This window comes from Streptomyces sp. x-80 (assembly GCF_046549095.1).
Lineage (GTDB): Bacteria > Actinomycetota > Actinomycetes > Streptomycetales > Streptomycetaceae > Streptomyces > Streptomyces celluloflavus.
Window position 1 is genome coordinate 1 of the sequence record NZ_JAJPWM010000026.1, and the last position, 24,966, is coordinate 24,966.

22 protein-coding genes and 1 pseudogene are annotated in these 24,966 nt (G+C 73.5%); 11 read left to right on the forward strand and 12 right to left on the reverse strand.

Translation table 11 applies throughout. From position 1 onward, the window contains the following. Positions 1-96 (forward strand): annotated as a pseudogene (locus ACLJWH_RS36200) (transcriptional regulator); the annotation flags it as partial. A 354-nt stretch (positions 97-450) separates the two neighbouring features. On the opposite strand, the gene ACLJWH_RS36205 reads toward ACLJWH_RS36200, so the two are convergent. After that, entirely contained in the window at positions 451-828 is a 378-nt protein-coding gene (locus tag ACLJWH_RS36205) for a hypothetical protein (protein WP_411146047.1), read from the reverse strand. Between the two features lie 484 nt (positions 829-1,312). Further along, positions 1,313-2,602, reverse strand: coding sequence for a PAS domain-containing protein (locus tag ACLJWH_RS36210; protein WP_411146048.1), 1,290 nt, complete (start codon positions 2,600-2,602; stop codon positions 1,313-1,315). 335 nt (positions 2,603-2,937) lie between these two features. Here ACLJWH_RS36210 and ACLJWH_RS36215 point away from each other — a divergent pair, with 335 nt between their 5' ends. Genes ACLJWH_RS36215 through ACLJWH_RS36225 form a run of 3 tightly spaced genes read left to right on the forward strand, consistent with a single transcriptional unit; the run spans position 2,938 to position 7,750 of the window. Beyond that, positions 2,938-4,317, forward strand: coding sequence for an acetyl-CoA carboxylase biotin carboxylase subunit family protein (locus ACLJWH_RS36215; protein ID WP_411146049.1), 1,380 nt, complete (start codon positions 2,938-2,940; stop codon positions 4,315-4,317). Further along, positions 4,314-6,356 (forward strand): PEP/pyruvate-binding domain-containing protein, encoded by a 2,043-nt coding sequence (locus tag ACLJWH_RS36220; RefSeq protein ID WP_411146050.1) that lies wholly within the window; start codon positions 4,314-4,316, stop codon positions 6,354-6,356. Before ACLJWH_RS36215 ends, ACLJWH_RS36220 begins: the two co-directional genes overlap by 4 nt. Further along, complete coding sequence (locus tag ACLJWH_RS36225) at positions 6,353-7,750, forward strand: MFS transporter (RefSeq protein ID WP_411146051.1); 1,398 nt, start codon at positions 6,353-6,355, stop codon at positions 7,748-7,750. The genes ACLJWH_RS36220 and ACLJWH_RS36225 overlap by 4 nt, the downstream gene beginning before the upstream one ends. 109 nt (positions 7,751-7,859) lie before the next feature. Here ACLJWH_RS36225 and ACLJWH_RS36230 read toward each other — a convergent pair whose 3' ends face one another. Beyond that, entirely contained in the window at positions 7,860-8,474 is a 615-nt protein-coding gene (locus tag ACLJWH_RS36230; protein ID WP_411146052.1) for a hypothetical protein, read from the reverse strand. A 46-nt stretch (positions 8,475-8,520) separates the two neighbouring features. On the opposite strand from ACLJWH_RS36230, the gene ACLJWH_RS36235 reads away from it, so the two are divergent. After that, positions 8,521-8,994: a hypothetical protein gene (locus tag ACLJWH_RS36235; protein WP_411146053.1), complete on the forward strand. Its 474-nt coding sequence runs from the start codon at positions 8,521-8,523 to the stop codon at positions 8,992-8,994. Positions 8,995-9,033: 39 nt separating this feature from the next. Here the strand turns inward: ACLJWH_RS36235 and ACLJWH_RS36240 are convergent, their stop codons facing one another. Then, the gene (locus ACLJWH_RS36240) at positions 9,034-9,408 is read right to left on the reverse strand and encodes a cupin domain-containing protein (RefSeq protein WP_411146054.1); all 375 of its coding nucleotides are present in this window, start codon (positions 9,406-9,408) and stop codon (positions 9,034-9,036) included. 119 nt (positions 9,409-9,527) lie between these two features. Here ACLJWH_RS36240 and ACLJWH_RS36245 point away from each other — a divergent pair, with 119 nt between their 5' ends. Next, the gene (locus ACLJWH_RS36245; RefSeq protein ID WP_411146055.1) at positions 9,528-10,025 is read left to right on the forward strand and encodes a MarR family winged helix-turn-helix transcriptional regulator; all 498 of its coding nucleotides are present in this window, start codon (positions 9,528-9,530) and stop codon (positions 10,023-10,025) included. Positions 10,026-10,046: 21 nt separating this feature from the next. Here ACLJWH_RS36245 and ctaD read toward each other — a convergent pair whose 3' ends face one another. Both ctaD and ligD read right to left on the reverse strand, forming a co-directional pair. Beyond that, positions 10,047-11,768, reverse strand: coding sequence for a cytochrome c oxidase subunit I (ctaD, locus tag ACLJWH_RS36250; RefSeq protein WP_411146056.1), 1,722 nt, complete (start codon positions 11,766-11,768; stop codon positions 10,047-10,049). Positions 11,769-12,014: 246 nt separating this feature from the next. Beyond that, positions 12,015-12,986, reverse strand: coding sequence for a non-homologous end-joining DNA ligase (gene ligD, locus ACLJWH_RS36255; RefSeq protein ID WP_411146057.1), 972 nt, complete (start codon positions 12,984-12,986; stop codon positions 12,015-12,017). Positions 12,987-13,161: 175 nt separating this feature from the next. On the opposite strand from ligD, the gene ACLJWH_RS36260 reads away from it, so the two are divergent. Then, positions 13,162-14,685, forward strand: coding sequence for an FAD-dependent monooxygenase (locus tag ACLJWH_RS36260; RefSeq protein WP_411146058.1), 1,524 nt, complete (start codon positions 13,162-13,164; stop codon positions 14,683-14,685). Positions 14,686-14,912: 227 nt separating this feature from the next. Further along, the gene (locus tag ACLJWH_RS36265; protein WP_411146059.1) at positions 14,913-15,245 is read left to right on the forward strand and encodes an ArsR/SmtB family transcription factor; all 333 of its coding nucleotides are present in this window, start codon (positions 14,913-14,915) and stop codon (positions 15,243-15,245) included. 278 nt (positions 15,246-15,523) lie between these two features. Here the strand turns inward: ACLJWH_RS36265 and ACLJWH_RS36270 are convergent, their stop codons facing one another. The 5 genes from ACLJWH_RS36270 to ACLJWH_RS36290 all read right to left on the reverse strand — a co-directional run bounded on the left by ACLJWH_RS36270 (position 15,524) and on the right by ACLJWH_RS36290 (position 20,876). Next, positions 15,524-16,066: a MarR family winged helix-turn-helix transcriptional regulator gene (locus ACLJWH_RS36270; RefSeq protein ID WP_411146060.1), complete on the reverse strand. Its 543-nt coding sequence runs from the start codon at positions 16,064-16,066 to the stop codon at positions 15,524-15,526. Positions 16,067-16,272: 206 nt separating this feature from the next. Next, positions 16,273-16,974 carry an SRPBCC family protein gene (locus ACLJWH_RS36275; RefSeq protein WP_411146061.1) on the reverse strand — a complete coding sequence of 234 codons (702 nt, stop codon included), beginning with the start codon at positions 16,972-16,974 and terminating at the stop codon, positions 16,273-16,275. Then, complete coding sequence (locus ACLJWH_RS36280; RefSeq protein WP_411146062.1) at positions 16,974-17,546, reverse strand: (2Fe-2S)-binding protein; 573 nt, start codon at positions 17,544-17,546, stop codon at positions 16,974-16,976. The genes ACLJWH_RS36275 and ACLJWH_RS36280 overlap by 1 nt, the downstream gene beginning before the upstream one ends. Positions 17,547-17,586: 40 nt before the next feature. Beyond that, positions 17,587-20,001: a xanthine dehydrogenase family protein molybdopterin-binding subunit gene (locus ACLJWH_RS36285; RefSeq protein ID WP_411146122.1), complete on the reverse strand. Its 2,415-nt coding sequence runs from the start codon at positions 19,999-20,001 to the stop codon at positions 17,587-17,589. A gap of 26 nt (positions 20,002-20,027) precedes the next feature. Beyond that, positions 20,028-20,876, reverse strand: coding sequence for an FAD binding domain-containing protein (locus tag ACLJWH_RS36290; protein ID WP_411146063.1), 849 nt, complete (start codon positions 20,874-20,876; stop codon positions 20,028-20,030). 442 nt (positions 20,877-21,318) lie between these two features. Here ACLJWH_RS36290 and ACLJWH_RS36295 point away from each other — a divergent pair, with 442 nt between their 5' ends. From ACLJWH_RS36295 to ACLJWH_RS36305, 3 genes are all read left to right on the forward strand, one after another. Beyond that, a complete protein-coding gene (locus ACLJWH_RS36295) occupies positions 21,319-22,146 on the forward strand; it encodes a DsbA family protein (RefSeq protein ID WP_411146064.1) in 828 nt (275 codons plus the stop codon). Positions 22,147-22,392: 246 nt separating this feature from the next. Continuing rightward, positions 22,393-23,454 (forward strand): aldo/keto reductase, encoded by a 1,062-nt coding sequence (locus ACLJWH_RS36300; protein ID WP_411146065.1) that lies wholly within the window; start codon positions 22,393-22,395, stop codon positions 23,452-23,454. A 238-nt stretch (positions 23,455-23,692) separates the two neighbouring features. Then, positions 23,693-24,478, forward strand: a complete 786-nt coding sequence (locus ACLJWH_RS36305) for a PE-PGRS family protein (protein WP_411146066.1) — start codon at positions 23,693-23,695, stop codon at positions 24,476-24,478. A gap of 205 nt (positions 24,479-24,683) precedes the next feature. Here ACLJWH_RS36305 and ACLJWH_RS36310 read toward each other — a convergent pair whose 3' ends face one another. Then, positions 24,684-24,965 (reverse strand): zf-HC2 domain-containing protein, encoded by a 282-nt coding sequence (locus tag ACLJWH_RS36310; protein WP_411146067.1) that lies wholly within the window; start codon positions 24,963-24,965, stop codon positions 24,684-24,686. Between the last annotated feature and the right edge of the window lies 1 nt (position 24,966).

Below are 24,966 nucleotides of genomic sequence, written 5' to 3' on the forward strand. Positions count from 1 at the left end.
CTCGACCGGCCGTTCGTCATCGAGCGCCCCGATGAACTGCGCGACCTCGTCACCGCGCTCGCCGATCGCCTCACGTCCTATGCTCGCCAAGCCTGACCGCGAGGAACCAATGTCATGAGATGGCACAACTAGGCCGTCGGCGCGGTGGCGCCTGCCGCGCGGCGCCCGGCTGCACCGCCGGACCCGACCGGCCGCCGCGGGTCCGGGTGGCACACCACTGCGCCCTACGGTGCCGCACCCCCGGGCCGGCCCCGGTCGCCGGGACAGCGGAACGCGGGCGGACTCGGAGTCGGAGTCGGCGGACCCGCACGGAAGGCCCGGCCGCCCGGGGCGCGTCGGGAGCGGACCGGGTGCGTCGGCCCGCTGACCGGGGGAGGCGGGCCTGGACCGCGACGCGGCGCGGGGCCGCCCGGTGTCGTCCACCTGGCGGCCCCGCGGGTGCGCGGTGCGTCAGCAGTCCCGAACGGGGTCCGTCTCGCTGGAGATGGCCGTGTCCTTCATGAAGCCGAGCCGGCCGTTGTCCGCCACGGTCATGAGCCAGCGGGTCGGGTGCGGGCCGCCCACCCAGGCTTGGCCGTCCATCTTGCAGTAGAACCAGCTCGGGTTGGAGTTCATGTACCCCACCACCGTGTTGGGGTCGGGATAGGAGTGGTTGTTGCCGATGATGCCGTAGACCGGCGCCCCCGACACGTTGTTGCAGTACCACCTGTTGCTCTCGCCGGGCCAGCAGTTGCTCGCGGCCGCCGCCGACGGGGCGGTCGCGAAGCCCAGCCCCACCGTGAGCGTGGCGGCGGCCAGTACCCCGCCGAATGCCTTCCTCGTCCGCATATGTTCCCCCTTGTGTCCGGTCGGTTGAGGTGAGCCGTACCGGCCCACCTGCCGAGACGTGTCCGGGACGCTCGGCAGTTGCGCTGATGGCCGTCAGTTCCCTTGGCGCGCCGATGAGTTGGTCCGCCGCGCGAGACCGGCCGCATCTGTTGCGAACCCTGCCATCTGCCGCACACCTGGATCAAGGGTGGCGACATCGACGGCGAAACCGATGGACGCCGTCCGACGGGATCGCGTCGCCCGCGGACGCGGACGGGGGTGCGGACCCGGCTGCGGACGGCGGAGGCCGGTGGTTGCCCGTGGAGGCTGCCGCGCCCGGCCCGGTCACGGACCTTCCCGGCCTGCTGTCGGGCCCGGATGCGCACCTGGTGGGCGGCCCGCTGTGAACGCGGTGGTGAGATCTGGGTGAACTCCCGCCCAGTGCCGCACAGTTGATGATGAGAACACCCCGCCGCGATCCATCGCGCGACCCCCGCCCCCGGCGTCAGGCGCAGCTCTGTGGATGGGTGGCCGTGGCGGAGCGCGGTGGCCAGGTCTGGGGGGCGAGGATGCCCAGGACGTAGGCGCGGGCGACGAGGGCGGGTCGGGTGGTGGCGCCCAGCAGGGCCCGCAGGCGGCTGAGGTGGTAGTCGACCGTCTGACGGGAGAGCCGCAGCGAAGTGGCGATCTCGCCGTTGCTGCGACCGCCGGCGAGCAGCGACAGGATGCGGAGCTGGCTGGCGGTGAGCGGCGGCTGTGGCTCGTGGGCCAGCCCCTGGTGGGTGACGACCGCCCAGACGCTCGCCGCGCGGGCCGAACTCCGGCCGACCGTCGTCAGATGCAGCCGGGCGCGGCGCTGCGCTCCCCGGGCGTCGACGAAGACCGCGGACATCTGGACCCTCCTGCTGCGACGGGATATCAGGTCCTGCCATCGGTGGTGCAGCCCGTCGAGCTCCGGCAGCGGGGCCAGCAGGGTGTCGGCCCGGCGGCCGACGAGGTCGGAGAGCCGGGTCTGGAGCAGTTCGGCGGCGGCCGTGCTCGCCTGCTGGATCCGGCCGCCCGCCGAGAGCAGCGCGCAGGGCAGTCCGCTGTGGTCGCGCAGCGCGCGCAGGCTCTCCTCGGCCTCCCGGCGCTGGTCCACCGCCCGGGTGCAGTCGGTGATGTCCACGTAGATGCCCGCGACGTGGGTCTGTGCGCCCTCCCGGAAGGGGAACCGGTGGCCCGCGACCTGCCCGCTGCCACCGTCGTCGCGTTCGTACGTGAAGGTGTGCCGCAGGGGTTTGCCGCGGGTGAGGACGTCCTGGTCCAGGGCGAGGAACTGGGCCGCGGCGGCGGGGGAGTGGAGTTCGTGCACCGTCTTGCCGATGACGTTCTCCGGCGTGGTGCCGTAGCGGTGGGCGTAGGCGTGGTTCGCCCAGAGATAGCGGCCGTCGTGGTCCCGGATGAAGGCCGGGTCGGGGACGAAGTCCGCGAACGCCCCGTCCCGGCGGGCGGCGGTGGTGCCCGCGCCCGCCACCGCCGCCACACCGCGGGTCCGGCCGCCGGCCGGGGCGTCGCCGAGGGGCCAGCTCACGTCGAAGACCCGTCCCTCGAACGGCACCTGCCAGTGGCGGGTTCCGGGGGAGCGCCAGGGGCTGGCGATGTCCTGCCGCAGGGTGTCGAGGAACCGTCGCGCCGTGCGGATGTCGTCGCCGAAGGCGCCACCGCCGCTCTCGACGGTGCGCAGCTGCCCGTCGGCCTCCCACCAGAACACGGGGAGCTGCGCGAGCAGCGAGCGGAGACTGGTCTCGTCCACGACGGCCTCTCTGTCATGAAAGATTCAACCGGTTTGCCCGGGGTGACATCGGTATGCGTATCCCCGGCGGTCGTCGGGCACGCCCGGTTTTCGGCCGACCTGGCCTACGCAGGCCCGCAGCGTCCCGGCCGCATCCGCCCTACGTCGTCACCAAACCTTCACCACACTTCAACTGCTCCCACAACTCTGGCATTTGCCTGACCGCGCACCGCCGGAAGCGGAGAGTGCGGCGGCGCCCGACTGGTTGGCTGGAGCGGAGGGATCGCGGGCGGTATGTCCGCATGATCCCGCCGTTTCCACCGCCCATTTCCGCACGTTCGAGGAGTCGGATCTCTGTGAGCACGGTGCTGTTCGTCCATGCCAAGGGTGGCCCTCCACCGGGGTACGCGCTGTCCCGGGTCGCCGCGAAGGCGGTCGTGCACGTGCTGGCCCTCAGCGCGCTGCCGCCCACCGCCGCCGCCACCGCCGAGCGCCTGTGCGCCTCGGTCGTGGCCCCCGCCGAGCCCGAGCGGCACGACCTGGTGTCGCTGATCGTCGACCACGCCCAGCAGGTGGGCGCGGACGCGGTCGTCACCTTCTCCGAGTACGCCGTCGTCGCCGTCGCACAAGCCTGCGCGAAACTGGGCCTGCCCGGCGCCGGCGACTCCTGCACGCTCGCCCGCGACAAGCGGCTGATGCGGCGCACCTGGCAGGAACGGGGCATCCCCCAGCCCCGGTTCCGCCCCGTCGCCACCGAGCGGGAGCTGCACCGGGCGGCCGCCGCGCTGTCCTTCCCGCTGCTGCTCAAGGCGGCCTGGAGCGCCGGCTCCACGGCGCACCGGATCATCCGCTCCGCAGCGGAGATACCGGCGGCCTGGTCCCGGGCCCGGGACGTCATGGCCGAATCCGCGCACCTGGGCTACGCCGAACTCCATGTGGCCGGCGCCGGCGCCGACTTCCTGGTCGAGGAGATCGTGCGGGGCTCGGCCGCGGACTGGTTCGACGAGCCGGGGTGGGGCGACTATGTGAGCGTGGAAGGCGTGGTGGCCGACGGCGACTTCCATCCCGTCTGCCTCAGCGGGCGGATGCCCACGGTCGAGCCGTTCACCGAGCGCGCCGGGATCACCCCCGCCGCGCTGCCGCCCGCCGCCCAGGACCGCGTCGTCGCCCTGGCCCGCGACGCCGTGGACGCGCTGGGTCTGGAGAACTGCGGGACGCACACCGAGATCAAGCTCGGGGCCGGCGGCCGCATGTGGGTGATCGAGACGGCCGCCCGTTTCGGCGGCGCGATGACCGTCCCGCAGACCGAGGAGGTCTTCGGTATCGACCTCATCGGCCTGCTCACCGACCACCTCCTGGGGCGTCCGGTCATCTGGCCGGCGGAGGTGCGCACCCCGAACGAGGCGCGCGGCGCCGCCGGTTCGCTCGTCGTGCTGGCCGTCGACGGCGCGGGCGACGCCTGGCCCGGCCGGCGGATCTGGGACTTCCCGGCCGTGGCGGACGCCGTCCCGGTCAGCGACGGCAGCCGGCTCTCCGTGGTGGCCGAGAGCTCGCTGCCCGACGGCACCGTGGTGCCGGTCTACGATCCGGCCGCGGGCGCCAACACCATGGCGGCGCTCTGCCTGCTCTCCGCCGCCGATCCGCGGACCGTCCTCGCCGACTTCCGCACCCTGGTGGACGCCCTGCCCCACGTCCTGCCGACGGCTCCGGCCGGGACCGGGGGAGCACGGATATGACCACCGCCGCCCTCCCCGTCGGCGTGCCCGGCCCTGTCGCCGATCGCACGGCCGTCGGCGGACACCTGTCACTGCCGCTGTTCCACACCCTCTCCGGCGTCCTGGCCGGCCACCCGTACCTGAAGGTCGTCGTGGACCGCGCCGAGGACACCTGGCATCTGCTCGACACGGCCGTCCACCCCTTCCACGTCGACTACGTCGCCACCCGCGTCCTCGGCATGGACCTGGCGGCGCTGGACGCCTGCCTGGACGACTTCAACGCCTCGGTGTACACGGCCCCGGAGCGCCGCTTCCTGCTGGGCGTCCTCTCGCTGCACACCGACACCGACACCGACGCCGACGCCGGGGAACGCCCCTTCCTCGTCCTGGAGACGACCGAGGCCGACACCATGTCCGGTGCCCTCCTCGACGAGTTCTACGGCTTCGTCCGCCACCGGGCCGACGACACGCTGCCGCTGCTGCTGAAGCCGGCGAACCACGGCCAGGAGCAGGAGCTCGCCGCGATCGGCGACGACCGGGTGCCGCGGATCCTCGCCCACGAACTCTTCGGCAACCGGACCAGGACACCGCTCAACCCCGGCGAGGCCACCGGCCGGCTGCGCTACTTCCGGACCGCCGAGGAGTACGCGGCGGCCGCCGCCGGGCTCGGCCGGCCGGACATCGTGGCCATGGCCTGCCTGCCGGACGACGTGCCGCGGGTCGCCGGGTTCCTCCACACCGAGCCCAGCACTCCGCTCTCCCACACCAATGTCCTCGCCGCCGGCTGGGGCATCCCCAACGCGATCGTCCGCGACCTGGACCGGATCATCGAACGGGACGGCCTGAACGGCGCCTGGGTCCGCTACCGGGTGAGCGACGACGAGATCACCCTCGTACCGCTGGCCGGGGCCCCGGCCCCGCGCGCGGCGGACCAGCCCCGGCAGCGGATCCGGCTGGCGCCGCCGCGGCTCGCCGACGCGCCCGCGCTCCCCCTGCGCCTGCTGCGCCGCACCGACCGGGACCGCTACGGCACCAAGGCCGCCCAACTCGGCGAGCTCCACCACGTCCTGGAGCGCCGCACCGCCGATCTCACCGCCTACTACGGCCGGCCGCGGCCGCCCCGCCGGGACCTGTACGGCCACCTCGCGTCCCGCCTCGGCCTGCCGGGCACGCACCCCGGTGACGGCACCGGGCGCGGCACCGGCGAACTGCGGCGGGCGGCGGCCGAGTTCGCCGCCCGTACCGTCGCGGCCCCCGAAGGGATCGCCCTGCCGTTCGCCCTGCAACACCGCTTCCTCACCTCCTCCCCGGCGCTGCGGCAGGCCGTCCGGCAGCTCAAGGACGCCCTCGCCCCCGCCGCACCGCAGGCGCTGGACCCGCTCTGCCGACACCTGCAACACCTCATCCGCCACACCCCGGTGCCCGACGGGATCGCCCGGCGGATCACCGGGGCACTCCCGCCCGGTCTCACCGGCCGCCACCGCCTGGTGGTGCGCTCCTCCGCCAACGCCGAGGACCTGCCCGGCTTCTCCGCGGCCGGGGTCTACGCCTCGGTCACCGCCGTGCACGGCACCGGCGAACTCCTCGACGCGGTACGCCAGGTGTGGGCCTCCCTGTTCTCGCCGCGCGGCGTGCGGCTGCGCCACCAGGCCGGTATCGCCCCGGACGACACCTATATGGGGGTGATCATCCAGCGGTACGTCCCCGCGGAACTCGGCGGTGTCCTGGTCACCTGCGACCCGACGAAGCGCGCGGACTTCCGCAACGTCTACCTCAACTGCTCCCCGGGCTCACCAGAGCGGATCGTCGACGGAACGGTGCTGCCGCTGCAATACCTCTACAACACCGTCGAGGGCGGCGGCCGTACGGTGTCCCTCGGCTCGGCCGGCGCGGATCTGCCCGCCGGGACGCGCCGCCGGCTGGCCGACCTGGCCCTCACCGGCCGGCTGTTGCAGTCGCACTTCGGCGACGCGGCCGGGGACGGCCCGCTGGACATCGAGTGGCTGATGACCGGCCAGGGGGCGTTCCGCGTGGTCCAGATCCGCCCCTACGCGCGGTGACCGGCCGGCCGCCCGGTCCGCGGCGCGCCTCGCGGCGGCAGGGCGCGGGCCCGCCGCCGTCCCCGCGGGCCCGCCGGATCATCCGGCTGAACAACGGCTTCCAGCTGCTGTTCAACCTGCTGTGGTGGATGCCGGTGTTCTACGCCTACCAGCGGGAGGCGGGGCTCTCCGACGGGCAGATCTTCGGGATCCAGAGCATCTACTACGTCGCGTTCTGCCTGTTCGAGATCCCGACCGGGATCGTCGCCGACCGCATCGGTACCCGCAACTGCCTGCGGGCCGGGGCGGTCGTGATGACCGCGGCGAACCTCGCCCCCGTCGTCAGCCCCGGCTACGCGGGCTTCCTCGTCCACTTCCTGGCCATCGCCGCCGGCCGCTCCCTGACCTCGGGCGCCGCCAGCGCCTACCTCTACGACGGCCTGCGGGCCGAGGGCGCGGGGGAGCACTATCTGAAGGCCGAGGGCACCGCCCGCGCCCTCGGCCTGGCCGCGAAGGTGCTGTGCTGGCCGCTGGTCGGTCCGCTGATGGCGCTCGCCCACCTGGCGCCGTACGTGCTGAGCGCCGTGAGTGCGGCGGGCTCCCTCGCCTGCGCCGTCGCGCTGCCCCGGCTCGCGGGACCCGGGCGCGGCGCACCGGCGGCCGAGGCGGCCGACGGCCGCAAGGAGAGCCGGAGTTACGGGGCCTTCCTGCGCGACGCCGGGGCCGCGCTGCGGTGCGTGCGGGCCAGCCCCTGGCTCGCGCTGATCATGGTGCAGGGCGTGGCCGTGTTCACGCTCTCCCGGATCTGCCAGGTGAACCTCTTCCAGCCCATCCTGCTCGACCACGGCATCGCCGAGACCTCGCACGGCGGGGTGCTGGCGGCCATGACCGTGGCGGAGGCGGTGGCCTCGGCGCGCCCCCAGTGGCTCGGCCGGCGGCTGTCGCCGGTGGCCTGGGTGTCCCTGCTCAGCCTCGCCCTGGCGGGCACGCTGGCCGGTATCACCGCCGGCGGTCCCTGGACCGTGATCGCGCTGCTCTGTGTGTTCGCCGCGGGCACCGGCTTCGCCTATCCCGTCCAGCGCAAGCTGGTGAACGACGCGATCCCGGCGGACGCCCCACGTGCCACGCTGCTGTCCGTCGAGAGCATCGTGGACCGGGGGGTGTGCGCGCTGGCGGCGGTGGCCGCCGGCGCCTACCTGTCGGCGGGCCGGCTGGACGCGCTGCTCTGGCACAGCGCGGTGGTGACCGGTGTGCTGCTGGTTGTCCTCCAACTGGTCCTGCGGCGCGGTGCGGTGCGCCGGGGCGCGGCGCGTACCCGGGCGGACGCGGCACCCGGGCCGACTGCGGTGACGGCGGTGAGTGCGGTGACGCCGGCCCGTACGGGAAGGGCAGCGGCCCGTGAGCCGGCCGGCTGACCTCCTGCCGGCGCGGCTTCGGGGAGGTGCCGGGACCTCTGGTGCGTTCCGGTGACCCTCCGGCGCCGCCCGGTGGGTCGTCGGCCGGGGTGCCGCATTCGACCTATCGTCACTTATGCGGAAAATGTCCGTATCCCGCTCCGAGTTGAGTGAAGGTGGAAGAATGCTCCGTTCGATCTCCCGTGGGCTCGCCGTCGCCGGTCTGACCGTGGCCCTCGTCGTCCCGATGAACGGCGCCGCGGTCGCGGCCCCGAGTAACTCCCGGCCCGTCATGTGCGCCTCCCACGACGGCTGTTCCGGCAGGCACGACGACCGCCGCGACCGGGGGGACCGGCGTGACCGGGACGACCGGCGTGACCGGGGCGACCGGGGTGACCGGGGCGACCGAGGTGACCGGCGGGACCGAGGTGACCGAGGTGACCGGGGTGACCGGGGCGATGGCTGCCGGTGCGAGGGGCGTGACGGTTTCGGATTCGGCCGCCGCGACGGCCTCGGGTTCGGTCGCGGTGACGGCCTTGGCTTCGGCCGCGGTGACGGCCTTGGTCGCGGCGGGGGTCTCGCCGGTCTCGGCCTGCTCGGCATTCTCTAGTCCGTCCGGCCCCGGCCGGTCCGTCCGGCCCCGGCCGGTCCGTCCGGCCCCGGCCGGTCCGTCCGGCCCCGGCCGGTCCGTCCGGCCCCGGCCGGTCCGTCCGGAACCCGGCCCTGTCCGGCTCCCGTGTCGCAACGGCCGGGTTCCGTCCGTCACGGTGGTGACGGACGGCGAATGAGGAATGTGGCGCGCACCCTGGCCGTCCCCGGCCGCGACGCGACAGCTCGTCGGCCGGGCGCGGCGCCGGGTGCGGGGCGCGGCCCCGGTTCCCGGCCCCGGTCTCGCCCGTCAGCGCGAGGCGGCCGGGGCCTTCCTCGCTGCTTGGCGGGGCGGCGATTTCGACGCGCTGGTCGCGGTGCTCGCCCCGGACGCCGTGCTGCGGGCCGACGGCGGCACCGTCTCTCCGGGCACTGACGGGGTGTTGCACGGGGCGCGGGCGGTGGCCGGGCGGGCGCTCGCCGTCGCCCGGCTCGCCCGCCTCGCCCGGCCGCCGCCGGCCGACGGGGCCGCGGGACCCGTCACGGCTCCCGAGGGGCGGCCGTTCGCCGTCATGGGCTGCCCGGTCACCAGCGGCGGGATCGTCGGGACCGGCATCCTCGCCGATCCCACCCGACACCGACGGCTCCGGCCGGGCGGCGGCTCCGACGGTGCCTGACCGCATCCGGCCGGCGCGCCTCGGAGGGGCCGCGGTGGCTCACTGGGCCCACGGCGGCGGGAACGTCGCGTCACCGACGGTGGCCCGCATACCGGCCGAGGTCACCGCGGTCAGCGTGGCCGGTGTCGTCGCGCAGGCGTTGCGGATCCGGAGCGTGTGGTGGGCCGGGACGATGACGGCGTCGCCGCTCGCCGCGCTGATCTCCTGGTCCGCGACGGTGGCCGACACCTCGCCCGTCACCACGACGAACACCTCCTCGCGGTCCATCGAGTGGACCTCGCTGGCCGCCCCCGGTGCGATCTCCAGCGCCCAGATCGCCAGCTCCGAGCTCCCCCGGGACGGTACGGCCAGCGGGCGGAAGGTGAAGCCGTCGCGGGCGAACACCGGGGCATCGGCGAGGGTCGACAGGGGCATGGGTTCCTCCGAAATTGGTCAACTGAACTGACTTGTTTGACGGTATGTCCCAGAACGGAGAAGGTCAACCTGGTTGACTATGATGGGCGGGTACCCCGCAGCCGCTTCCGAGGGACGCCATGGACGAGAACGCCGGCCCGGCCACCACCTCCGGGGGCCGCCGCCCCGGTGAGGTCCCCCTGTTGCTCGCCACGGTCTTCCGTGACATGAGCGACCATCTGCACGCCCGGCTGGCCGAACTCGGGCGCGAACCGCTGCGGCCGGCGCACGGCTACGCCTTCCGCTACCTCGCGGACCAGCCGCACGCCACGACGGTCGGCCTCGCCGCCCACCTGGGTGTGACCAAGCAGTCCGCTTCCAAGACCGTCGGCGAACTGGCCGACTGGGGCTACCTCCGGCGCCGGCCCCACCCCACCGACCGGCGCGCCCAGATCCTCCGGCTCACCGACCGCGGACAGGAGTACGTCCGGCTGGCCGACACGCTGTGGGCGGAGGCGGAACAGCGGTGGGCCGACATCATCGGCGCCGACCGCCTCGCCGCCGTCCACGACGCACTGCGCGCCTATGTCGACCACCTGCCGGACGGCCGGCGGACCGGGCTCCGGCCGGTCTGGTGAACGACGGGTGCCGGGGACGGCTCAGCCGCCTTCGCCGTCCGCGCGCGGGCCCGCACCCGGCGCGGCCGGCCGGCCCCCGTGGCCGGGGTTCAGGGCCCGGTCCAGCGCGGCGATCTCGGGGTGGTGGAGGTCGAAGGCCGGGCATTCGGAGCGGATCCGCGGCAGGGTGCGGAAGTTGTGCCGGGGCGGCGGGCAGGAGGTGGCCCACTCCAGCGAACGGCCGTAGCCCCAGGGGTCGTCGGTAGCGGTCCGTGGCGCGTGCCGGGAGGTGTACCAGATGTTGTAGAGGAACGGCAGGGTGGAGAGCCCCAGCAGGAACGCGCCGAGGGAGGAGACGGTGTTCAGCGCCGTGAAGCCGTCGGCCACCAGATAGTCGGCGTAGCGGCGGGGCATACCTTCGACGCCGAGCCAGTGCTGAACGAGGAAGGTGGTGTGGAATCCGACGAAGAGCGTCCAGAAATGGATGCGCCCGAGGCGTTCGTCCAGCATTCTTCCGGTGAACTTGGGCCACCAGAAATAGAATCCGCCGAACATCGCGAACACCACCGTGCCGAAGACGACATAGTGGAAATGGGCGACCACGAAATAGGTGTCGCTGACGTGGAAGTCCAACGGCGGGGAGGCCAGTACCACCCCGGTCAGGCCGCCGAAGAGGAATGTCATCAGAAAGCCCACGCTCCACAGCATCGGCGTCTCGAACGACAGCGACCCCCGCCACATCGTGCCGATCCAGTTGAAGAACTTCACGCCGGTGGGCACGGCGATGAGGAACGACATGATGGAGAAGAACGGCAGCAGCACGGCGCCGGTGACGAACATATGGTGCGCCCACACCACGATCGACAGCCCGGTGATCGTGATCGTGGCACCGATCAGCCCGATGTAGCCGAAGACCGGCTTGCGGCTGAAGACCGGAATGATCTCCGAGATGATGCCGAAGAACGGCAGCGCGATGATGTAGACCTCGGGATGCCCGAAGAACCAGAACAGGTGCTGCCACAGCAACGCGCCGCCGTTGGCCGGGTCATAGACGTGCGCACCGAATTTCCGGTCCGCCTCCAGCGCGAACAGAGCGGCCGCCAGCACCGGAAAGGCCATCAGTACGAGCACGCTGGTGAGCAGGACGTTCCAGGTGAAGATGGGCATCCGGAACATCGTCATTCCGGGCGCGCGCAGGCAGATGATGGTGGCGATGAAATTGACCGCGCCGAGGATCGTGCCGAATCCCGTGAAGGCCAGGCCCATGATCCACATATCGCCGCCCAGTCCGGGACTGCGCACCCCGTCCGACAGCGGGGTGTAGGCGAACCAGCCGAAGGAGGCGGCGCCGTCCGGCGTGAGGAAGGCGCCCACGGCGATGAGCGCACCGAAGAGATAGAGCCAGTAGGCGAACATGTTCAGCCGCGGGAAGGCGACATCGGGAGAACCGATCTGCAACGGCATGATCCAGTTGGTGAATCCCGCGAACAGCGGCGTAGCGAAGAACAGCATCATGATCGTGCCGTGCATCGTGAACGCCTGGTTGTACTGCTCGCTGGAGAGGATCTGCATGCCGGGGCGCGCCAGTTCGGCCCGCATGAACATCGCCAGCAGACCGCCGAGGAGGAAGAAGCCGAACGACGTGACCATGTAGAGGGTGCCGATCCGCTTGTGGTCCGTGGTGGTCAGCCACGCCACCAAGGCGGCACCGTGCGCGCGACGCGCCCTGCCGGGTGTCGTTCGCGGCGCTGTCCCTACCGGCATGTCCCACCCCTTTCGGCCCCGGCGGCGAGACCCCGATGGCGTCGCCCGACCGGTTCGCCACGTCCGGGCGGGAAAGGGCCTCCTGCCCGATGGACCTGACGGAGCCGACGCTGTCGGCTTCGAGACGTTGATAGCGCGAAGAACCAGGCCGGGAGAGGGTTGACCCCATGGTGGGCGTGGCGGGCGCCCCGCCCCACCGGCGGCCGCGGTGACCGAGGGGCGGGGCGGCGTGAACTCCCGCTGGTGTCAGCCGAGTTGGGTGAGGTCGGGGCGCAGCCGGTGCCAGACGGGGTGGCGCAGCCGCCCGGCGGGCGTCCAGCCGGCGTGGGTGACCTCCGCGACCAGCCGGGCTTCGACCCAGTGGGCGCCGGGCACGTCGACGGGGCCGGCGAAGGGGGAGCGGCCGGCCGGGATCACGCTCAGGTAGCGCGCCAGCTCGCGCCGCTCCTGGCCGGACAGCCCCGAGCCCACGGAACCCGCGTACCGCAGTCCCGCCGGCTCCGCGACACCGACCAGCACCGCACCGGGCAGCCCGGCGAGGCCGCCGCGGCCTTCCGTCCAGCCGCCGATGAGGACATCGAGGGTCAGCACATGCTTCGTCTTGCGCCATTCGGGCGACCGGACGCCCGGGACATAACGGGAGGTGAGCCGCTTCGCCACGACGCCCTCGAACCCGCCGCGCAGGGTGGCCTCCCATGCCTGCTGCCCGTGGCCCTCGGCGTACGCGGGTACCGACCAGTTCGGGCCGCCCAGGCCCAGGGCGGCCAGGACGGACCGGCGCTCGTGATACGGGGCGTCCAGCAGCGAGCGGCCCAGGTACATGAGGTCGAAGAGCACGAGGTGGGCCGGGTGGGCCAGGGCCAGCCGGGCGGCCCGCCGCGGGTTCACCACGCCCATCCGGCGCTGCAACAGCCCGAAGTCGGGGTGCCCCCGGGCGTCCAGGACCACGACCTCACCGTCCAGCACCGCGGGCCGGCCGCGCAGCTGCTCGCCCAGGGCGCCGAGCTCCGGGTACGTCACGGTCGCGTCGCCGCCCGCCCGGGTGACGAGGCGCACCGTTCCGTCGCCCGGCGTGCCGACGACGCAGCGCGCCCCGTCCCATTTCGTCTCGAATGCCCACGCCGCGTCCTCGCCCCCGCCGGGCAGCGGACCCGGGGTGGCCAGCATCGGCCGGATCTCGGGGTACGGAGCGGACCCACGCCCGTCGCTCGGGGCCATGTTCCGATGATCGGGGGAGGCGGAGCCGCGCGCAGATCGGCCCGCGCGGTCCTCGGCCGCCGGGCGAGCCGCCGCGCTCCACGCCGTCATGGCCGGCCGCGCCCGGTGCGCACCGGGCCGCAGCGGCGTCACAGGACAGCGGCGCCGAGCTGTGTGACCCTGTCACATACCTGGAGTGTTGGCGAAGGGTGTGGTGTTCATGACCTCCGAGAGCCAGCTTGACGACAGGGGCGCCACCACCACGGAGGTGCTCATCGTCGGTGCCGGACCGACCGGGCTCACCCTCGCCTGCGATCTGGCCCGGCGCGGAGTCCGGTGCCGGCTGATCGAACAGTCCGACCGGCTCTTCCCCGGTTCGCGCGGCAAGGGTCTCCAGCCGCGCACCCAGGAGGTCTTCGACGATCTCGGCGTGAGCGACGCGATACGTGCCGCCGGCGCCCCCTTCCCGCCGATGATGAGCTGGGAGAACGGCGAACGCCGCGGGGCGTGGCACCTGATCGGACAGGCACCCGGCAGCCCGCTCTCCCGCTACCCGAGCGTGTGGATGATCCCGCAGTGGCGCACCCAGCAGATACTCCATGAACGGCTGCGACAGCTGGGCGGCGACGTGGAGTTCGACACCTCGCTGCTCGATCTGCGGCAGAGCGCGGAACACGTCACGGCCGAACTCGCGCACCGGGACGGGACGCTCCGCACCGTCACCGCCCGCTACCTCGTCGCCGCCGACGGCGGCCACAGCGCGGTCCGGCACGCACTGGGGATCGCGATGGTCGGCAAGGACAGCGGTCTGCGCGCCGCGCTGGTCGCCGATGTCCGCATCGACGGCCTGGACCGCGAGAACTGGCATGTCTGGCCCAAGGCCCCCGGCGGCTCGATGCTGTTGTGCCCGCTCCCCGGCACCGATGACTTCCAGTTCTCCGCGCAGTTCGAAACGGACGGCTCGGACACCTCCCGCGATGTGCGCGGCATCATCGCGACCCGCAGCCATCTGCTCGCCGGAGCGGTGACGGACGTACGGTGCGCCTCGTACTACCAGCCGCACGCGGCCCTGGCCCCCCGGTTCCGCTGTGGCCGGGTCTTCCTCGCGGGCGACGCCGCGCACGTCCACCCACCGGGCGGCGGACAGGGACTGAACACCAGCGTCCAGGACGCGTACAACCTGGGCTGGAAACTGGGCCAGGTGCTGCGCCACGGCGCGCGGCCCCGGCTGCTCGACAGTTACCAGGCGGAGCGGCTGCCGGTGGCCGCCGAGGTGCTGGAGCTGAGCACCCGGCTCTACCGCGTCGGCCGCAAACCGGAGGTGGGCAGCGCCGGCGAGGCCGCCCGGCGCGGCAAGGCCACCAACCAGTTGGGGGTCGGCTACCGGCAGAGCCCCATGACGGCGGAGGCCCGCGACCGCCTGACCGAGAGTGCCCTCCGGGCCGGCGACCGCGCCCCCGACGTCGCACTCCCCGGGGTGGCCGGCCACCCGCGGCGGCTCTTCGACGTCTTCCGGGGGCCGCAGTTCACGCTGCTCGCCATCGGCGTCAAACCGCCGTCCGTCTCCGCGCGCGTGCGTACCCACTCGGTGCACGACGACGCCGTGGCGGAGATCTACGGGGAGGGGCTGTTCCTGGTGCGCCCGGACGGATATGTCGGCCTGGCCACCCAGGACCCGGCGGATGTCCGCCCCTACCTGACGGCCGTCGGACTCGGCTGACCGGCGCCGCCGCGCACCCCGTTCCGCCGTACGCCCCGCAGTACCGGGAAGCCGGGGAGGGGACGGCAACCACCTGGACAACCCACGCTCCGTGCGCGGCGAGACCGTCCGCGGAGCGGGCCGGGGGACGGGTGATCGGTCCTTAAGGTGAGGGCGGGGTCCGGGTGCCATGCGCCGGGAACCCGATTCCTTGCCCCCGATCATCCGCAGCCGAAGGAGCCGTCACGATGCCCGACGCAGAAGGACACCCGGACCCCCAGGAGATGGAGCTGCGCACCGTCCTGCACGCCCTGTCCGACCGCCGGCGCTACGAGGTGGTCTCCCGGCTCACCCGGGAACCGGAGGGCACCGAACGGCACTGCACGTCCTTCGGCCTGCCGGTCTCCAAGTCGACGCGCAGCCACCACTTCCGTGTCCTGCGGGAGGCCGGGCTCATCCGGCAGACCGACCGGGGCAACAGCCGGATGGCCACGCTCCGCACGACGGACCTCGAAGCCCGTTTCCCCGGACTGATCGACCTCATCAGGAACAACCCCGCGGAACTGCCCGGCCTGGTCTGAGGCCCGCCGGCACACCGCGACGGGATACCCGTACGGCCCCGCCCGCGCCGCCGTCCCGGGCGGCCCAACGGCCCCAAGTCGCGCCATTTACCGTCTGGTTCAGGCCATAGCGGACCCGGCCCGTGCGGGTCCCCGGCCGGGGAGCGGACCGTCCGGGCACCGGCGGCGCTCACCACCGGCTGCCGTCCGCGGTCCGGGTGGGGGGCGCCGCCAGATGACCCCGCACGGTCGGTGCGCACACCGGCGGCGGTGCGGCGCGGTGGCCGGGCGGGTGCGGGTCAGGAGTCCTGGGCCAGGCCCTCCCAGTGGTCGGCCAGGGAGGTCAGCAGCCGCATGAGGTCGTCGCGCCGCCCCGGTTCGTACGGGGTGAGCAGCCGCTCGTCCAGCTGGCGCGCCCGGTCGCTGGCGGCGCGCAGCACCCGCTCGCCCTCCTCGGTCAGATAAAGCAGCTTGCGGCGCCCGTCGGCGGCGGCGGTGCGGCGCACTATCAGCCCGCGGTTCTCCAGCCGCCGGGCCACGTCCGCCATCGTGGACGTGTCCAGCGCCACCGCCGACGCCATCGACCGCTGATCGTGGCCCGGCGCCGCGTCCACGGCCGTCAGCACCGCGTACTGCGGACCGGTCAGCGTCGCGTCGACCGCGCGCATCCATATCGCGAGATACGCCTGATAGAGACGGCGCACCTGGTAGCCGGGGGCGGCGGACAGGGCGGGCGGTATCGCGGGACCGGACTCAAGGGAAGCGGGGGAACCGGGGGAAGCAGGGGAAGCAAGGGATCCGGAGGAACCAAGGGAACCAAGGGAATCGGTCTCGTCAGCCATGGGGCAACTCAATCACGGTGATCCGGCGTCAGGGTGGGCCTGTCCGCTCATGGCCAAGGGGCACACCGGCAGCGGAAAGCGGTCCGCGGCGCGGCCGCGGGCGAGGTCCACGACGGGGAGCGCGGGGCGGCGGCCGGGGCGCACCACGGCGCCGGGTCCGGCGCGCGCGGAGACACGGCCGGTGGCCGCCCCGCAGCGGCTCGCGTTCACCCCCGCCCCGCCGCCTTGAGCTGGCGTGCCTGACAGGCGAGCCGGCCCAGCAGCCAGCCCTCGAACACGCCGAAGGCGAACGCCGCGGCCACCGGGCCGTACCGGGCCAGGGCCGGCCCGGCGAGCAGCGACAACCCGTCAAGGGCGGGGGCGGGCGCGGTGGCGGCGGTGGGCGCGGCCGCCGCCGGTGCAGCCGGCCGGGCCGCCGCCGCGGGTACGTCGGTGGCTGCCTCCGCAGGTGCCTCCGCGGTGCGTTCCTGGTCCAGCAGGCCGCCGAGATTCTGGGCGAACTGCTGGAGGATCCGCGTCGAGACGGTGCCGATGGCGCCCTTGCCGAACTGGGCGAGCTTGCCGCGGATCACCAGGTCCGTGGAGAGCTCCAGCCGGGCACCCTCCGGCGCCTCGGCCACCGTCAGCGTCACCTCCGCCTCCGCGTCGCCGCTGCCGTGCGTATCGGCGCCGCGGGCCTGTACCCGCAGCCGCCGTTGTCCGGCGTCGGCCTCCAGGAACCGGACGGTGCCCGCGTACGCGGCGGTGACCGGCCCGACCCGGACCTTCACCCTGCCCTGCCAGCAGTCGCCGTCCCGCCCGTCGAGCACCGCGCCCGGCATACAGGACGCCACCCGCGCCACATCGTTCAGCAGGGCGAACACCTCGTCCGGCGCGGCGGGCACCGGGACCGTATTGCTGAGCCGCATCACTGCTCCTCTCCCTCGCGCCGGGCGGCGGCACAGCCGTCGATCGCCTCGACGATGGACTGATAGCCGGTGCACCGGCAGAGATTGGCCGCCACCACCTCGCGGATCTCCGCCTTGGTCGCCTGCGGCCGCTCGGCCAGGAACCCCTCGGCGAGCATCAGGAAGCCGGGGGTGCAGAAACCGCACTGCAATCCGTGATGGGCGCGGAACGCCCGTTGCAGATCGCTCAGTTCACTCCCGTCGGCGCCGTCCGACAGCGATTCGACGGTGCGGATCGCGCCCCCTTCCGCCTGCGCCGCGAACATCAGACAGGCCCGAACCGGCCGCCCGTCGAGCAGCACCGTGCAGGCGCCGCAGACGCCGTGCTCACAGCCGACATGGGTACCGGTCAGCCGCAGTTCGTGGCGGAGCACGTCCACCAGCGTGCGGCGCGGTTCGGTGATCACCTCGTACTCCTCGCCGTTCACGTCGAGCGTGATCAGTTGCCGTTCCTGACCGATGACGGGGGAGGAGTCGACGGGGGGAGAATCCGCACCCGTGGCGGTGTCGGCGCCGGCTTCGGTGTCGGTCATGAGGGGGCTCCTGGGGACGCGGTGTGTTCCTGGCCGGGGGTCATGCGGCGGGCTCCGGGAGTCCGCGCAGTGCGCGGTGCACCGTCTCCGGGGTGAGGGGGGTGCGGTCGAGTTCGACTCCGGTGGCGCGCAGGGCGTCGTTGACGGCGTTCAGTACGGCGGCGGGCGCGCCGATCGTGCCGCCCTCGCCCGCACCCTTGGCCCCGGTCGCGGAGAAGGCGCACGGCGTCTCCAGGTGGTGGATCGTCACCTCCGGGATCTCGTGGGCGGTGGGCACCTTGTAGTCCAGGAAGCTGGTCGCCGACGGTTCGCCCTGGGCGTCGTACGTCACCTGCTCGAAGAGCGCGCCCGCGATGCCCTGGGCGATACCGCCCCGGCACTGGCCCTCCACCACCTGCGGATTGATCGCCACACCGCAGTCCTCGACGCAGACGTACCGCAGGATCTCCACCCGGCCGGTGCCCTCGTCCAGTTCCACCACCACACCGTGGGTGGCGTTGGAGAACGTCCCGTCGTTGAAGACGTCGAAGGTGGCCGTCGCCGTCAGCCCCGGCTCGATGTCCTTGGGCAGCAGATGGGCCCTGAGGTACGCGATGTCGGCGAGCTCCGGGTAGCCGATCGTGACGGCCGGGTCCCCGCGGTGGTGCACCCGGCCGCGGCCGAGTGCGGTCTCCTCCCACGGGATGCCCCAGCGGTCCGCCGCGATACGGCGCAGTTTCTCGCCGAGCTTGCCCGCGGCCAGCCGTACGGCGCTGCCGCCGACCGTGATCGAGCGGCTGGCGAAGGTGCCCCAGCCGTAGGTGATGCGGTCCGTGTCGCCCTGATGGAGCCGCACGCCGCCGATGTCCAGGCCCAGTTCGTCGGCGACGATCTGCGCCATGGTCGTCTCGTGGCTCTGCCCATGACTCATCGTGCCCGTGGTCACGGTCACCGCGCCGCTGGTGTCCATCCGGACCTCGGAGATGTCGAACCCCGGCACCACCGCCATCCTGCGCTGCGCGAAGGCCGCGGAACCGTAGCCGGTGCGCTCGCTGAAACACGCGTAGCCGATGCCGAGATGACGGCCCGCCCCGTCCGCCGCCGTCCGCCGCTCGTACCAGCCCTCGTCCCGCAGCGTCCGCGCGCAGAGGTCCAGCGACTCCAGGTAGGAGCCCGGGTCGTAGGTGATGCCGTTGACGCCGGTGTACGGGAAGTCGGTGATGACATTGCGGCGGCGGATCTCCACCGGGTCCAGGCCCAGTTCCCGGGCGGCCCGCTCGAAGAGCCGCTCCACCACCATGACGTACTGCGGGCGGCTGACCCCCCGGTACGGCGCGGTGGGTGCCTTGTTGGTGGCGACCGCCCGGCCCCGCACCCGGTAGGCGGGGACCTTGTAGACGCCCGGCAGCTCGGCCGACGCCATCAGCGGTTCGATACCGGCGGTGAACGGATAGCAGGAGTAGGCGCCCATATCGCACACCACATCGGCGTCGATCCCCAGGATCCTGCCGTCCGCGTCGAACGCGGCACGTACGTCGTAGTGCTGCTCACGGGCGAGGAAGGACGCCGACAGCGCGTCCTTGCGGTCCTCGATCCACTTCACCGGCCGGCGCAGCCGCAGCGCCGCCGCCGCGGTGGCGATCTCCTCGCGGCCCACCACGGACTTCTGGCCGAAGCCGCCGCCCATGTCCGGCACCACCACCCGCACCGCCCGCTCGGCCAGCCGCAGACAGCGCGAGGCCACCGTCCGTACCTGGTGCGGCACCTGGGTGCAGGTCTGCACGACCAACTGCTCCTCCCGGTCGTCCCAGTGCGCCACCGCACCCCGGGTCTCCAGCGGCAGCGCGTTCTGCCGCCCGGTGCGGGTGTCCACCCGGACGACGCGGTCGGCGGCCGCGAACACCTCGTCGATGCCGTCCGTCGCGCACAGCGACACATCGACCAGGGTGTTGTGCGCGGCCTCCGCGTGGACGAGCGGCGCGCCCGCCGCCAGCGCCGCCGCCGCGCTCGTCACGGGCGGGCGTACGGCATAGCTGACCCGGGCCGCCTCCAGCCCGTCCTCGGCGGCGTACGCGTCCCGGGCGATGACGATGGCGACCGGCTCGCCGACGTAGCGGACCCGGTCACGGGCCAGCACCGGCATCGCCGTCGCCACGAACTCCGGTTCCGGACGCTCCAGTTGGGCGATGATGTCGCCGAGCGCCAGATCCTCGGCGGTGAACGCCGCGACCACCCCCGGCACATCGTGCACCGCCGTGAGGTCGATCGCCTCGATGACGCCGTGCGCGACGGTGCTGCGCACGAACTGCGCGTGCAGCATGCCCGGCAGCGCGATGTCGTCCACGAACCGGCCGCGCCCGGTCAGCAGCCGCGGATCCTCCCGGCGCGGGACCGACCGGCCGACCAGCCGCCCGTCCCGCCCCGGCGCCGGTGGGACCCCCGCCCCCGGCGCGTCCGGCACCCGGACACCCGGCATCGGACCGTCTTTCATCGGACCGTCTCTCATCGGGAAACAGCCTCCTCACAGGCGCGCCGGACCAGCGTGGCGATCAGCTGCTTCCGGTAGGACGCGCTGCCGTTGGCGTCGTCCGGTGGCTCGACGGCGGCCGCGGCCGCCGCCGCGCACGCGGCGAACGAGCCGCCGCCGGCCAGCACCTCCTCCGCCTCGGGCACCCGTACCGGCACCGGCGCCACACCGCCGAGCGCCACCCGGCCGCCGCGCACCGCCGCACCCTCGACATCAAGGTCCACCGCCGCCGACACGATCGCGAAGTCCCCCCGGCGGGCGGCGAATTCGGTGAGCGCGGCGTACGGCGCGGGCCGCGGGAAGACGATCTCGGTGAGCAGCTCATCGGGGTCGAGGGCGTTGGTGTACGGGCCGAGGAAGAAGTCCCCGGCCGCGATCCGGCGCCGCCCGCGCGGGCCGTGGACCAGGAATCCGGCATCCAGCGCGACGGCGAGCAGACACCATTCGGCGGTCGCGTCGGCATGCGCGATGCTGCCGCCGACCGTGCCCCGGGTACGGATCGGCAGATGTCCGATCCACCCCATCGCCGCGCGGAGGACCTCGAACTCCGCCCCCAGCGTGCCGGACGGCGCGGTCTCGACCGTGTGATGGGTGGTGAGCGCCCCGATGCGCAGCGCGCCGTCGGTGTCGGTGCCGAGGTGGTCGAGTTCGCGCAGCGCGGCGATGTCGACCAGGTGCTGCGGGCGGGCCAGCCGGAAGTTCATCATCGCGACCAGGCTCTGGCCGCCGGCGATGACCTTGGCGTCGTCCCCGAGTTCGGCGAGCAGCCCGGTGGCGCCCACGACGTCGCGGGCCCGGTGGTAGCGGAAGGGAGCGGGTTTCATGTTCCTCCTGGGCGGGAGGGCGGACGCCGCTCCGGGCCGCGGGTGCGGCGGACGGAGCCGGCGGAGGAGGCGGGCCGGTGACGGGCGGGCGGGGCTGACGGGCAGTCGGCCAGGAGGGCGACGCGGCGACTCTCTCCGGCCTGCGGGCATGCTCTGATCTGCGGTGATGCACGGGGATCGCGGTATCCGACGGAAATAATCCGAACACGTACTATCTCGCCTTGGCAAGGGGGCCGCACCGACTTGGCGTGCTTCTTTCCCTCGCGGCGGCGGCCCCGGTGCGCCCGGCGCGGTGCTGTGGGCGCCACCCGTCGGCGGGTGTGGGGCGGTTCACCTGGCACAGTGGAGACGTTGACGTGGTGGTCGGGACGACGCCGCGGTGGTCGGTGAATGTGGTGGTGTGCGTACGCCACCGCGGAGCATGGTGACAAGGCGGTTTCGCATGGCGGGTTCCACGGAACTCAAAGAAGGTAATGACCAGTCCGGGAAGGGCGCGCCGCGGCGCGGGCGCCGACGGGACAACTGGCGTCATTACACCGTGATCATCGTGGGGCTCGCGGTGGTCTACGGAGCGGCCGCGACCCTGGGTGCGTACGTCCGCAGCGGTAAAGCGGACGCGGTCGTGGCGCCCGCGGACGCGACGGGTCCCGCGGGAAAGACGAAGCTGGCGCTGCCGGTGAAGCCGACCGTCCCGGTGACGCTGACGGTCTACGAGGACCTGGGCAGCCCGGCGTCCCGGGCCTTCGCCCAGCGGTACGCCGACACCTTCACCCAGCTCCTCGCGTCGGGCCAGGTGCAGATCGACCACCGCCTGGTGACCCAGAGCGACAAGCAGTACGGCGGCAGCGGGGCCAAGGCCGCCGCGGCCGCGGCCGCCTGCGCACAGGACCAGGGCCGGTTCACCCAGTTCGTGGACCAGGTCTGGCAGCACCAGTCGGACATCGCACACGACGGGCTCGGCAACCGGAAGCTGCTCCTCGGGCTCGCGAAGAAGGCCGGGAAAATCAATGAGGGCACCTTCCGGTCCTGCGTCGAGACCGGCGAACGGCAGGGCTGGGTGGCCGCGTCCCAGGCGGAGTTCGCCGCCGCGGGGCTCGGTGACGCCCCGGTCGTGGCGCTGAACGAGGTACCGGTCCCGGGCGCCGGCACCTCGCTGACCCCGAAGAAACTGCGCGCGCTGGTGCAGAAGGAGGCACAGCGGGTGGCGGATCAGAAGGTGTCGGAGCGGCCGGCGGCGGCCACCACCGTGGCGTCCGGCCCGGCCGAGTGAGTCCCCGGCCCGGCCTCCGCTGACCGGCGGCCGGCGACTTCCGCGGCGCGGCCCCGCCGCGGAGGTCCCCGGACCCGGCCGGGCGGCGCCATGGTGAGGTCCACCCCGGCCGGCCGGTGGCTCCCGGTGGGACCACGGCCGGTGGGACCGGGTCCGGGTGCACCGGGCGGCGCGGTGTCGCCGCTTGTGTTGGAGTGTGCTCCAGCCCCTAGCGTCTGCGGCAGGACCCGACCGAAGGGGAACACCGTGCACTACACACTGTTCGGCAGGACCGGCCTGCGGGTGAGCGAACTGAGCCTGGGCGCCATGACCATCGGGGACGCCTATGGCTGGGGCGCCGCCAAGGAGACGAGCGGACGGATCCTCGACGCCTACGCGGACGCGGGCGGCAACTTCATCGACACCGCCAACAACTACTCGGACGGCGATTCGGAGAGCATCCTCGGCGAGCTGCTCACCGGCCGCCGGGAGAGCTTCGTCCTGGCCACCAAGTACACCTGCGCGACCCGTCCGGGCGATGTGAACGGTGCCGGCAACCACCGCAAGAACCTCGTCCAGTCGGTGGAGGCGAGCCTCGGGCGGCTGCGCACCGACCACGTAGACGTCCTGTGGGTGCACGCACGGGACAACTTCACCCCCGTCGAGGAGGTCATGCGCGCCCTGGACGACCTCGTACGCGCCGGAAAGGTGCTCTACATCGGGGTGTCCGACTGGCCCGCCTGGGAGATCGCGCAGGCGAACACGCTCGCCGAGCTGCGCGGCTGGACCTCCTTCGCGGGTTCGCAGCTGCGCTACAGCCTGCTGGAGCGGACGCCGGAGCGCGAACTGCTCCCGCAGGCACGCGCCTTCGACATGGCGGTACTGGCCTGGGCCCCGCTCGCCGCGGGCAAACTCACCGGCAAGTACCGCCGTGGCGAGTCCGGCAGGCTGGGCACGGGGCTCGAGGACCGCCGCCCGGAGCACGACAACGAGGACGCGGTCATCACCGCGGTGCTGGAGATCGCCGAGCAGGGCGGCTGGAGCCCGGCGCAGGTGGCGCTGGCGTGGCTCCGCAGCCGGCCCGGCAACATCATCCCGATCATCGGCGCCACCAAGGAGAGCCAGCTCGCCGACAATCTCGCCAGCGTCGGGGTCGAACTCGACGCCGACGCCGTCGAACGGCTCGACGCGGCGAGCGCGGTACCGCTCGGGTTCCCGCACGACTTCCTGCGGGAACCGGCCATCACGCAGACCGTCTACGGCGACCGCTGGTCCGCCATCGAGGACCGGCGGTCCACCTACCGCCGTACGACGAGCGAGATCCGCTAGGGCGGCATCGCGAAGGCGGCACCCTCCGCCGGGCCGCGGTGCCGGTGGGTCCGCGGCGGCGGTGGGTGCGCGGTGAAGGCGCCGGTCGTGGCCGTGCGTTGCGGACTGCGAAGGGCCGGCGGGGCCGCCCGGTGGTGGCGTGCGGTGGTGGCGCGTGGCACCGCGCCCCGCCGGGGCCCGCGCCGGCCGGTGCCCCTCCCGTCGCCCGTGCGGGGCGGGGTGCGACGATGGGGCCGTCATGGATGCGGGGCACATTCTCAGGGGGCTGCGCGCCGCGGTGTTCGCGGCGGTCTGTGTGCTGCTCGCCGCGCTGGGACACATGGCGATGTCGGATGCCGTCGTGCCCTGGTGGACGCTGCTCGCCGCCGGTGCCGGATGCACCGCCGCGGCCTGGTGTTTCGCGGGCCGCGAGCGTGGACCGGTGCTGGTGGGTGTGCTGACGGTGGGCGCCCAGGCGGCCCTGCACAGCGCGTTCTCCTTCGGGCAGGCGGTCGCCGACGCGGGCGGTGAGCGGCTCTCGCTCGCGCGTCAGTGGGCGAACGCGTGGCTGTGCGGCGCGCAGGGCATGCCGCTCGCCGACATCGAGGCCGCCCGCCGGGCGCAGGAGGCGGGGCCGGGGGGCCGCGCTCTCGCGGCGGCGGCCGCCACCGGCACGGCGGGTTCCGGCCACCACGGCGGCCAGGGACTGCTGGACCAGTTGCCGGGCATGTCACCGCCGATGCCGCAGCCGATGACAGAGGGCGGGATGCACGGCAGTGCGAGCGGCATGCTCGCGGCGCATCTGCTCGTCGCGCTGCTGAGCGCGTGGTGGCTGTGGGGCGGGGAGCGCGCGGCCTTCCGGGTCGTCCGGACCGTCTCGGCGCTCCTGGTCGCCCCGCTGCTCCTGATCTGGCGGATCGTACTGCCCGACGCCCCGCCCGGCGTACGCCCCCGCCGTCCGGAGCCGCGGCGTGCGGTGCGGACCGTTCTGCTGGCTCATGTCATCTCCCTGCGGGGTCCGCCGCGTGGACCGGCTGTCGTCTGACAGCACGGTCGTACCCCCGGGCCGGACCCGGCGCCGCGTCGTCGGCGCCGGGCGCCCCGGGCTCTGACGTCACCGGTGCCGCCACGGCGGCGACCGGACCACGCGAAGGACTCCAGATGATGACTCCTGTCCGGATGCCGGCACCCCAGGTGCCGCCGTCCGTACCCGGTTCACCGGACGGCGGGGCGGGCGCCCACGCGCCCGGTCAGCCGGCCTGTTCGCCGATCCCGTCCCTGTCCCCGGCATCCGGGAGCGCGGACACCGCCCGCAGCCGGGCGAGCAAGGCGTCGGCGGACGCCGCCGGTTCCCGGTCGTCCGCCGACGCCTGGCCGACCACCGCCGTCAGCCGCCGCGCCCGCGCCGCCCAGTCGCGGCAGTCCGCACACTCCGCCAGATGGCCGTCGAGCCCGCGGGCGGTGTGGCCCGGCGGCGGTTCCTCGCCGTCGAGGCGTGCGGAAAGGGCCGTACGAATGCGCGAACAGAGCATG